The organism is Pseudomonas sp. RG1 (genome assembly GCF_025910115.1).
In the GTDB taxonomy this organism is placed as follows: Bacteria; Pseudomonadota; Gammaproteobacteria; order Pseudomonadales; family Pseudomonadaceae; genus Aquipseudomonas; species Aquipseudomonas atacamensis.
In genome coordinates, this window is sequence record NZ_JAPCIK010000045.1 from 18,904 (window position 1) to 29,205 (window position 10,302).

Here is a 10,302-nt window from a genome sequence, read left to right on the forward strand (position 1 = left end):
CGTGGTTCTGCGCTTGGATAAATCATGAGCACCTGGCCCTTGAATAGATCAACGCATATCCATACGCCAAGCGTGCAGGTCAAGGATCCACGGGCTTTGGTCGTCAGGCATATTGCCTATCTGTGTGCAACGACGCATGGAGAGATCAAGCCCCTGATCACCTGCCAGACTCACAACCCTGCCGGGCGCCTGGTCGAGAAACGGGATCCGCGCTTATCTGCGCCCAACCTCACTACTCACTACGCGCTCAACGGCATTGTGTTGAAAATCGGCAGCGTCGATGCCGGCTGGCGCTTGGTATTGCCGGGGCTGGCCGGTGAGCCTCGGCAACGTTGGGACGAACGCGGCCATGTCTGGCGATCGACCTTTGACGACCAGCTGCGTGTCGTCAGACTCCAGGTCATCGAAAAGGATGAGGAGGAAGAGGTCGACACTTTCCTCTACGCCGGTGCCGCCGACACCGCCAACCACAACCTGCGCGGACGGTTGATCAAGCAAACTGATGTGTCTGGAGTTCTGGCGATATCCAGCTATTCCCTCGCTGGCCAGCCGATGCAGGAAACCCGAACGTTCCAGGACACGCAGGCTTTTACCAGTCATCAGGTGTTCAGCCCGCTGGGCGCGGTGCTGGAGCAAACCGATGCCGGCGGCCATCGCAGAGCATCGCGCTATGGTCTTGCGGGGCAGCTCAGGCAAATGGAGCTGCAAGTCGAGACGAAAGTCACGCAGGTCTTGCTGGATGCGCAGTACAACGCGAACAATCAGATCATCTCGCAGCTGGCCGGTAACGGTGTCCTGAGTCAGTGGACGTATGACCCGGCCGACGGACGCCTGCATACGCGCACCAGTCAGAAAACTGCTCACCCCAGATTGCAGGATCTGCAATATTTCTACGATCGCGTCGGTAACATCACTCGCATCGAGGACCACGCCTTCGAGCCCGTCTCTTTCGCCAATCAACGAGTCGACGGCCACCGTGAATTCGACTACGACTCCCTGTACCGCCTGATCCGCGCGACCGGTCATGACGACGCACTGCCCCCGGACATTCCCGGCTTGCCGCAACCGCCCGACGAGAAAAACCGCCTCAACTACACCCAGACGTATAGCTACGACGATGGCGGCAACCTGATCGAACTACGTCATCAGCGCGACGGCGCCAGCCGCACCCGGCGCATGCGCATCGATGATCAAAGCAATCGCGGGGTGCGTTGGGAAACGGGCGACGAGCCGCCGGACTTCGGTACCTGGTTCGACCCGCACGGCAATCAACGCAAGCTGCGCCACGGTCCGTCATTGCAATGGAGCAGGCGTGATGAGCTGGAGCGCGTGGATCTGGTTATCCGTCAGGACGGCGATAACGATGCCGAGTATTACCAGTACAGCGCCGGCCAGCGGGTCCTCAAATGTCATGAATGGTTCACCGACAAGGTCCGCCACTTCCACCAGGTGCGCTACCTGCCGGGGCTGGAAATCCGCAGCAAGGACAACGGCGAGGAGCTGCACATCATCAGCCTCGGTAACGCGCGCTGCCTGCATTGGGCGCAACGTTCAGCGCCGATAGACGACCAGATACGTTACACCCTCGAAGACCACCTCGGCTCTTGCGTGATGGAGCTCAATGAAGACGCCGTAGTCACCAGCGCAGAAGGCTATTACCCGTTCGGCGAAACCGCGTGGATGGCGCCGGAATCGGAAATCGAATACCGCTTCATCCGATATTCCGGCAAGGAAATGGATGTCAGCGGTTTGTACTACTACGGCGCCCGCTATTACGCACCGTGGTTGCAGCGCTGGGTCAGTGCCGATCCGGCGGGGGATGTGGATGGGTTGAACCTGTATGGATTCGTCGGTAACAACCCAATCGTTCATGTCGACCAGACCGGTGCCTTCAAAGTGGTGTTTGACCTAGTCAGAAAAGCGGTGGGTATTTTTGATCAAGCGCAAACTGCGGCGGAGCAATTGCACAACCTGACCACCGAGTTCGATGGCCTGATTCCTGAAGGCCAGAACATCGAGGAGGTGCGCAAAAGCATGACGTTCGGCAAATTCATCACCTCCCGGGCCGGCATCAAATCGGTCTTTTACGGTATCGGCAAAGGCATCGCCATCGGCAGTGTCATCGGCACCGTGGTACCCGGAATCGGCAACGCCATCGGTTCCGGCGCAGGGGCAATCGCGGGGGCAATAGTGTTTCCGGTATTGCGTTACCACTTCTTCAAGAAAGGTTTGAAAGCAGCGCAGACACTGCACACCCAAGAGCTCAAGGACGGGCTGAAAACGCTGGGCGACGGCGCTGCAAAAGCCGTCGACGGCGCGGGGGCTCTTTTTGATGGAGGTGCTGCGCTTATCGACAGCATCAAGACCTTCACGGATAACCTCAACAGCTACTCCGAGCACATCCAGAAGATGTTCTATGCCCAACTGGACGCACTGGATGCAGAAAAACAGCGTCAGGTCATGAAGCTGTCCAGGAATGGTGTAGACCCGTTCGAAGCCATCGACAAGGTCATGCAAACCGCACAGGCAATCATCGAAGCGCCGAGCGAGGCGCAAGGCGTGACTGAACGCCTGCAGCAACTGGAGCGCTCGCTCGCTGCCGAACCTCAGGCAAGACCGGTGCCGAAGCCGAGGTTGAATCTTGTGCATCGACGTCAGGTACAGGAGACAGCTGTTTAGCAGACACGGCCGGCGCGAACAGCGCGCCCGGCCATCTCGGCCCATGCTATCGTGCCCGCCCGTCCTGCCGACCTTTGATCCAGCATGCTGCCGACTTCCCGTACCCTGCGTCTGTCGTTGTATTCCCTGCTGATCATTGCCGGCACGGTCATTGCCGCGACGCTCGCGATGCGCCACGCCGAGCGTCAGGCACTGGAAGAAGACGCGGCCCGCGCCAATCAGCAACTGGGGTTGTACGCCAACTCCTTGCACACCCTGATCGACCGCTATCGCGCCCTGCCCGCCGTGCTGGCGCTGGACCCGCAATTGCGTTCGGCCCTGGCCGGACCGGTCGATGCTGCGCAGCAAGCGGCATTGAATGTGAAGCTGGAAAAGATCAACGGTGCGGCGCAGTCCTCGACCCTGGAACTGCTGGATCGTACCGGCCTGGCCGTGGCCGCCAGCAACTGGCGCTTGCCCAGCAGTTACGTTGGCCACAATTACGGCTTCCGTCCCTACTTCAGCCAGACCCGCACCCAAGGCACCGGGCGTTTTTACGCAGTGGGCGTGACCAGCGGCATTCCCGGGTATTTCCTTTCCAGCGCCGTACTTGGCGACAACGACGAGTTTCTCGGCGCGATGGTGGTCAAGCTGGAATTTCCCGAGCTGGAACGTGAATGGAGCCAGGGCAGCGACACGCTGCTGGTCAGCGATGCACGCGGCATCATCTTTATCGCCAATCAGCCGGGTTGGCGTTATCGCGCCTTGCGGCCGTTGAGCGCCGATGATCTGGCCGAGATCAAAACCACGCGTCAGTACGACAAGCAATCGCTGCTGCCGCTGACCCATTTGCCGCTACGGCGCTTCGATGACAACAGCGATCTGCGCCGGGTCGAAGGTCCGCAGGGCACGGCGGACTATTTATGGGAATCGCTGCCGCTGACGACCGAAGGCTGGACCCTGCACCTGTTGCGCCGTCCGCAAGTGGCCTTCGAAGATTTGCGCAACGCCGCACTGGCCGCCGCTGGCGTTTGGCTGGCGCTGGTGTTCTTGTTGCTGTTTCTCAATCAGCGCTGGCGGCTGGCCAAGGTCCGTCAGCGCAATCGCGAAGAACTCGAGCGTCTGGTCGAGGAGCGCACCCGCGACTTGCGCACCGCGCAGGAAGGTCTGGTGCAATCGGCCAAACTCGCCGCGCTGGGGCAGATGTCCGCCGCACTGGCCCACGAAATCAATCAACCGCTGACCGCCCAGCGCATGCAGCTGGCCACCCTGCGCCTGCTGCTCGAACATGGCCGCGTCGATGACGCCTACAAGGCGCTGAAACCGGTGGACGATATGCTCACGCGCATGGCTGCCCTCACCGGCCACCTCAAGACTTTCGCCCGCAAAAGCCCGAGCGGTCTGCGCGAACGTCTGGATCTGGCGACGGTGGTCGATCAGTCGCTGCAACTGCTCGATGCGCGGCTGCGTGACGAACAAGTCAGCCTTGTGTTGCATCTGACCCGTCCGGCGTGGGTACGCGGTGATGCGATTCGTCTGGAACAGGTGTTGATCAATTTGCTGCGCAACGCGCTGGATGCGATGCAGGGTAAAGCCTGCAAGCGCCTGGAAATCCGTCTGGAGGCCGATGAGCAATTGTGGCGGCTCAGCGTCAGCGACAACGGCGGCGGGATTGCCGAGGAACATCTGGGCCAGGTGTTCGATCCGTTCTTTACCACCAAACCGGTGGGCGATGGTCTTGGCCTGGGGCTGGCAGTATCCTTCGCCATCGTGCATGAATCCGGCGGGCGCCTGAGCGTCGAGAATGGCGACCACGGCGCGGTGTTCAGCCTGACCCTGCCAATCGATCTGGAGGCACACATCTGATGCTCAATTCGGTGATGGTGGTCGACGACGAAAGCAGCATTCGCGACGCCGTTGAACAGTGGCTGAGCCTGTCGGGGTTTCAGGTGCAATTGTTCAGCCGTGCCGAAGAATGCCTCGCCGCGCTCCCGGAACATTTTGCCGGGGTGATCCTCAGCGACGTGCGCATGCCCGGCATGGACGGCTTGCAATTGCTCGCCGAAGTGCAAAAGCGCGACAGCGATCTGCCGGTGATTCTGCTTACCGGCCATGGCGATGTGCCGATGGCGGTCGAAGCCATGCGCGATGGCGCCTACGACTTTCTGGAAAAACCGTTCAGCCCGGAAACCCTGCTCGGCAGCCTGCGCCGGGCGCTGGACAAACGCCGCCTGGTCCTGGAAAACCGCGCGCTGCACGAACTGGCCGACAACCGCGCAAAGCTCGATGCGACGCTGCTCGGCGTGTCCCGCGGCTTGCAGACATTGCGTCGGCAAGTGCTGGATCTGGCGACGTTGCCGGTCAACGTGCTGATCCGTGGTGAAACCGGCAGCGGCAAGGAACTGGTCGCGCGTTGCCTGCATGATTTCGGCCCGCGCGCCGGCAAACCTTTCGTGGCGCTGAACTGCGCGGCGATCCCGGAGCAACTGTTCGAGGCTGAACTGTTCGGCCATGAGAGCGGCGCGTTTACCGGCGCCTCGGGCAAGCGCATCGGCAAGCTGGAATATGCCGATGGCGGCACGCTGTTTCTCGACGAGATCGAAAGCATGCCGCTGGCCCAGCAGGTGAAATTGCTGCGGGTCTTGCAGGAACAGAAACTCGAGCGGCTGGGTTCGAACCAGAGCATTCGCGTTGATTTGCGTATCGTCGCGGCGACCAAACCGGACTTGCTCGACGAAGCCCGCGCCGGACGTTTTCGTGAGGACCTGGCGTATCGCCTCAACGTCGCAGAACTGCGCTTGCCGCCGCTGCGTGATCGCCGCGAAGACATTCCATTACTGTTTGAAACCTTTGCCCAGAACGCCGCCCAGCGTCTGGGCCGGACCTTTCCGCCGTTGACCGGTGCGCAGCTCAGTCACTTGCTCAGCCATGACTGGCCGGGCAACGTCCGCGAACTGGCCAACGTTGCCGAGCGTCAGGTACTGGGGCTTGATGAACCGGTCGCCGGAATCGACCCGGGGCAGTCGCTGGCGGCGCAGCAGGAAGCGTTCGAAGCGCAATGCCTGCGCGCGGCGCTGACCCGGCACAAGGGTGATGTCAAAGCCGTGCTCGAAGAACTGCAACTGCCGCGCCGCACGTTCAATGAAAAGATGCAGCGGCATGGGTTGAGTAGGGAGATGTTTCTGGCGGAGTGAGGCAGAGATTTGTGGTGTAGCTGAAATCCATCCCCCTCACCCCAGCCCTCTCCCCCAGGGGGCGAGGGGGAAGGGAGCCGATCTCCATGCTTTCCCGAATCTGTATTCGACTCGATATTGCAGGTCGATGTAACCCACAAGAACACCTCGGTCAGTCCCCTCTCCGTCTGGGAGAGGGCTAGGGTGAGGGGCTTTTGATCTTCACGCGGTAAGCGGAAATCCGCTCACTCAGCCCAATCAGTCGGCACAAATCCGCTCACTCCTCCCCGCCACCCCTTCTAAACCGGCCCCTCACCCCTTGGCACACCTCCTGCTATAGCCCTGGCAGGCTGCGTTCCGACGCGCTCCACAAAAACAATTAAACGAAGGATCCTTCAATGGATAACTCCAACGCCCTGCCCCTTGGGTCGGCTGCCGTGCCGGCCAAACCGAGAACCACCGCCAGCCGGATCAAATCGATCTTCAGCGGCTCTGTCGGCAACATGGTCGAGTGGTACGACTGGTATGTGTACGCCGCCTTCTCCCTGTACTTCGCGAAAACCTTTTTCCCTGCCGGTTCCACCACTGCGCAACTGATGAACACCGCAGCGATCTTCGCCGTGGGCTTCCTGATGCGTCCGATAGGCGGCTGGCTGATGGGCATGTACGCCGACAAGGTCGGGCGCAAGAAAGCGCTGATGGCCTCGGTGTACCTGATGTGCTTCGGCTCGCTGCTGATCGCCCTGAGCCCGAACTATGAAACCATCGGCATCGGCGCGCCGATCCTGCTGGTGTTTGCCCGCCTGCTGCAAGGCCTGTCGGTCGGCGGCGAGTACGGCACCTCGGCGACTTATCTGTCCGAGATGGCGACCAAGGAACGTCGCGGCTTCTTCTCCAGTTTCCAGTACGTAACCCTGATCTCCGGCCAGCTCATCGCCCTCGGTGTGTTGATCGTGCTGCAGAACACGCTGACCACCGAACAGCTCTACGCGTGGGGCTGGCGCATTCCGTTCGCCATCGGTGCGCTGTGTGCGGTCGTGGCGCTGTACCTACGTCGCGGCATGGAAGAAACCGAGTCGTTCACCAAGAAAGAAAAATCCAAGGAAAGCGCCATGCGCACCTTGATGCGCCACCCGAAAGAGCTGTTGACCGTGGTCGGCCTGACCATGGGCGGCACCCTGGCGTTCTACACCTACACCACCTACATGCAGAAATACCTGGTGAACACGGTCGGCATGAGCATCTCCGACTCGACCACCATTTCCGCCGCCACGCTGTTCCTGTTCATGTGCCTGCAACCGATCATCGGTGGCCTGTCGGACAAGATCGGCCGGCGTCCGATCCTGATCGCCTTCGGTGTGCTCGGTACGATCTTCACCGTGCCGATCCTGATGACCCTGCACACCATCCAGACCTGGTGGGGCGCGTTCTTCCTGATCATGGCCGCGCTGATCATCGTCAGCGGCTACACCTCGATCAATGCGGTGGTCAAAGCCGAATTGTTCCCGACCGAAATCCGCGCCCTGGGCGTCGGCCTGCCGTACGCGCTGACCGTGTCGATCTTCGGCGGCACTGCCGAATACATCGCGCTGTGGTTCAAGAGCATCGGCATGGAAACCGGTTACTACTGGTACGTCACCGCGTGCATTGCCGTGTCGCTGCTGGTGTACATCACCATGAAAGACACCCAGAAGCATTCGCGGATCGTCACTGACTGATCGCACCGCATCGCTGGCAGGCCACAAAATCTGTGTCCTGCCACGAACCCTACGGGGTCTCGCGTCTGGCTGGAAATATGCGCTGGGTCCTTGCACTATGGCTGCATCCGAATGCAGCTCAGGAATCCGCTCCCCATGCCCGATGACATCCACTTCTACGAACCCGCCAACGGCCACGGCCTGCCTCACGATCCGTTCAACGCCATCGTCGGCCCGCGCCCCATCGGCTGGATTTCCTCGCAGGATGCCGAAGGCCGACTCAATCTCGCGCCGTACAGTTTCTTCAACGCGTTCAACTACGTGCCGCCGATCATTGGTTTTTCCAGTGTCGGACGCAAAGACAGTCTGAACAACATCGAGCAGACCGGGGAGTTCGTCTGGAACCTCGCCACGCGCCCGTTGGCCGAGCAGATGAACCAGAGCTGCGCGATGGTCGCGCCTGAGGTCAACGAGTTTGAACTGGCAGGGCTGACGACCGTGGCGTCAAAGGTGATTTCGGTGCCACGGGTCGCCGAAAGCCCGGTGTCCTTCGAGTGCAAGGTCACACAGATCATTCACCTGCAACGCGCCGATGGCGAAACCGTACCGAGCTGGCTGATCCTCGGTGAGGTGGTTGCGGTGCACATCGCCAAATGGCTGCTGAAAGACGGCATCTACGACACTGCCGCCGCACAACCGATTCTGCGCGGCGGCGGGCCGGCGGATTATTTCCAGCTGGGGCCTGAGGCTCTGTTCAAGATGTGGCGCCCGGGCGCACAGAAGTAATTACCAGATCAGCTCGGCGTCGTCAGTGACGCCCTTGAGCTTGTCCAGTTCGTTGATGGCCGCATCATCGGCAGCGATGGCGCCGGGGAACACCTGCTCGTTGAGCAATTTGTGAAAGCGTGGTGCGCCGCCATCGACCAGGGCCTTGACCGCGATGGCCGCGTAATAACCCTTATTGCCGCCCAACTCGACGGGGACGACTGCGGAGACTGCTTCGAAGCGTTCAAACTCTTTACGTGCCATGTCGCGGATCCTGGCTCAATCAAATAAGCCGGACATTAAACCCTCAACCGGCGAGTTTGTGTATCGGCGCGGCGCATTGACCGAGGGCCTGCGCGGCGGATACGTCCCTGAAGGTGTGGAAGTCGAGGCTGTTGACCACCAGGTCCTGGACCAGCTCGGCGAAGACTTCCATCGACGGACTGTTGAAATAAGTCGTCATCATCTGCTGACTGCTCCAGTAGCCGCTGACCAGCCACAGGTCGGCGTCGCACTGCGATTGTTGCAGGGAAAAACTCAGGCAGCCGGGCGCCGCGCGCGAGACCTCGATCAACGCGCTCAGGCGCACGCCGAGTTCCGCCGAACGCCCGGCCTGGGCACGAACGAAGGCCATATGACTGACAGGCATTTGCTTGGACATGATCAACCCTCCATGAAATCGCGTGGCAGCCGGGGGACGGGCTGCGACTGAAGCAAAGATTAAGGGCCGGGCCGGCTGCGCCGTTAGTCGATTCCTGCCTTCGCGTTGCACAATCCTGCGAGACTGCGCAGACGACCTGTAACAACCTGTAAACCCGCGCAACACGTCTGTCATACGGGTTTTGTGTAGGAGTTGCCGAAGGCTGCGATCTTTTGCTTTTGCCTTGAAGATCAACGGATCGCAGCCTTCGGCAGCTCCTACGGAATCGTCTGGCGGGAGACCTGCGTGCACCTGCGGGCAGAATCAGGCAAGCATTTGGCAGAATGTGTCTACCGCTGCTGCTTGCACAAACATATGCTCTGCTGCATTCCCCCCTCACTTGCCGAGGATGCCGTGCATGACGTCATTCGATCGTTTTCAAGCCGAACCCAGCGCCGACATGGAAAAGCAGCGCGCGGAGCTGGCGGCGATCATCCGCCGCAACACCAGCGACGATGGCAGCTACCAGACCGCGATCGGTTCGCTGGTGATGTCGCGCCACACCCAGTCCCATGACTTTGCCCCGGTACTCGCGCAGCCGGCGCTGTGCATCATGGCGCAGGGGCGCAAAGAGGTGCGCCTGGCCGATGAGTTCTTCAACTACGACCCGCTGAATTATCTGGTGGTGTCGGTTTCGATGCCGCTCAGTGGCCGGGTGGTCAATGTCTCGCCGGAAGAACCGATCCTCGCCGTGCGCCTCGACATTGACCCGACCGAAATCACCGCGCTGATCGCCGACGCCGGCCCGATGGGCGTGCCGACCCGGCCGACCGGACGTGGTCTGTATGTGGAAAAAATCGACAGCGCCATGCTCGACGCGGTGCTGCGTCTGGCCCGGCTGCTCGACGCGCCGAAAGACATCGCCATGCTCGCGCCGCTGATTCGCCGGGAGATTCTCTATCGCCTGCTGCGCAGTCCGCAGGGTCATCGTCTGTATGAGATTGCGATTGCCAACAGCCAGAGCCATCGCATCAGCCAAGCGATCAAATGGCTCAACGGCAATTTCGAACAACCACTGCGCATCGATGATCTGGCGCGGGAAGTGAACCTCAGCGTGTCGACGTTGCATCATCGCTTCAAGGCGATGACCGCGATGAGTCCGTTGCAATATCAGAAGCAATTGCGCCTGCAAGAGGCGCGGCGGCTGATGTTGACCGAAGGGCTGGAAGCCTCGGCAGCGGGGTATCGGGTGGGCTATGAAAGTCCGTCGCAGTTCAGCCGCGAATACAGCCGCCTGTTTGGCGCGCCGCCGTTGCGGGATCTGGCGCGGTTGCGGCTTTCGGTCTGATCCGGAACCTGAAGTGGGGCT

8 protein-coding genes are annotated in these 10,302 nt (G+C 60.8%); 6 read left to right on the forward strand and 2 right to left on the reverse strand.

Annotation, left to right across the window (positions count from 1 at the left end):
* Positions 1-24: 24 nt before the first annotated feature.
* The 5 genes from OK411_RS22095 (at position 25) to OK411_RS22115 (ending at position 8,314) form a co-directional block, all read left to right on the forward strand.
* Complete coding sequence (locus OK411_RS22095; protein ID WP_264365695.1) at positions 25-2,679, forward strand: RHS repeat domain-containing protein; 2,655 nt, start codon at positions 25-27, stop codon at positions 2,677-2,679.
* 84 nt (positions 2,680-2,763) lie between these two features.
* Positions 2,764-4,524 (forward strand): ATP-binding protein, encoded by a 1,761-nt coding sequence (locus OK411_RS22100; protein ID WP_125917718.1) that lies wholly within the window; start codon positions 2,764-2,766, stop codon positions 4,522-4,524.
* Positions 4,524-5,852 (forward strand): sigma-54-dependent transcriptional regulator, encoded by a 1,329-nt coding sequence (locus OK411_RS22105; RefSeq protein WP_016773449.1) that lies wholly within the window; start codon positions 4,524-4,526, stop codon positions 5,850-5,852. The genes OK411_RS22100 and OK411_RS22105 overlap by 1 nt, the downstream gene beginning before the upstream one ends.
* A 377-nt stretch (positions 5,853-6,229) precedes the next feature.
* Positions 6,230-7,549, forward strand: coding sequence for an MFS transporter (locus OK411_RS22110; RefSeq protein WP_076563978.1), 1,320 nt, complete (start codon positions 6,230-6,232; stop codon positions 7,547-7,549).
* Between the two features lie 135 nt (positions 7,550-7,684).
* Positions 7,685-8,314 (forward strand): flavin reductase family protein, encoded by a 630-nt coding sequence (locus tag OK411_RS22115; RefSeq protein WP_264365696.1) that lies wholly within the window; start codon positions 7,685-7,687, stop codon positions 8,312-8,314.
* Here OK411_RS22115 and OK411_RS22120 read toward each other — a convergent pair whose 3' ends face one another.
* Complete coding sequence (locus OK411_RS22120) at positions 8,315-8,557, reverse strand: hypothetical protein (protein WP_041479831.1); 243 nt, start codon at positions 8,555-8,557, stop codon at positions 8,315-8,317. It abuts the gene before it with no gap.
* Positions 8,558-8,600: 43 nt separating this feature from the next.
* Positions 8,601-8,954: a putative quinol monooxygenase gene (locus OK411_RS22125; protein ID WP_016773446.1), complete on the reverse strand. Its 354-nt coding sequence runs from the start codon at positions 8,952-8,954 to the stop codon at positions 8,601-8,603.
* A 397-nt stretch (positions 8,955-9,351) separates the two neighbouring features.
* Here OK411_RS22125 and OK411_RS22130 point away from each other — a divergent pair, with 397 nt between their 5' ends.
* Positions 9,352-10,281, forward strand: a complete 930-nt coding sequence (locus OK411_RS22130; protein ID WP_016773445.1) for an AraC family transcriptional regulator — start codon at positions 9,352-9,354, stop codon at positions 10,279-10,281.
* The last annotated feature ends 21 nt before the right edge of the window (positions 10,282-10,302 follow it).

Excerpts from the sequence above, each read along its gene's own strand:
- OK411_RS22095 (WP_264365695.1), top strand. The coding sequence starts at position 25 with ATGAGCACCTGGCCCTTGAATAGATCAACGCATATCCATACGCCAAGC.
- OK411_RS22100 (WP_125917718.1), top strand. The coding sequence starts at position 2,764 with ATGCTGCCGACTTCCCGTACCCTGCGTCTGTCGTTGTATTCCCTGCTG.
- OK411_RS22105 (WP_016773449.1), top strand. The coding sequence starts at position 4,524 with ATGCTCAATTCGGTGATGGTGGTCGACGACGAAAGCAGCATTCGCGAC.
- OK411_RS22110 (WP_076563978.1), top strand. The coding sequence starts at position 6,230 with ATGGATAACTCCAACGCCCTGCCCCTTGGGTCGGCTGCCGTGCCGGCC.
- OK411_RS22115 (WP_264365696.1), top strand. The coding sequence starts at position 7,685 with ATGCCCGATGACATCCACTTCTACGAACCCGCCAACGGCCACGGCCTG.
- OK411_RS22120 (WP_041479831.1), bottom strand. The coding sequence starts at position 8,557 with ATGGCACGTAAAGAGTTTGAACGCTTCGAAGCAGTCTCCGCAGTCGTC.
- OK411_RS22125 (WP_016773446.1), bottom strand. The coding sequence starts at position 8,954 with ATGTCCAAGCAAATGCCTGTCAGTCATATGGCCTTCGTTCGTGCCCAG.
- OK411_RS22130 (WP_016773445.1), top strand. The coding sequence starts at position 9,352 with ATGACGTCATTCGATCGTTTTCAAGCCGAACCCAGCGCCGACATGGAA.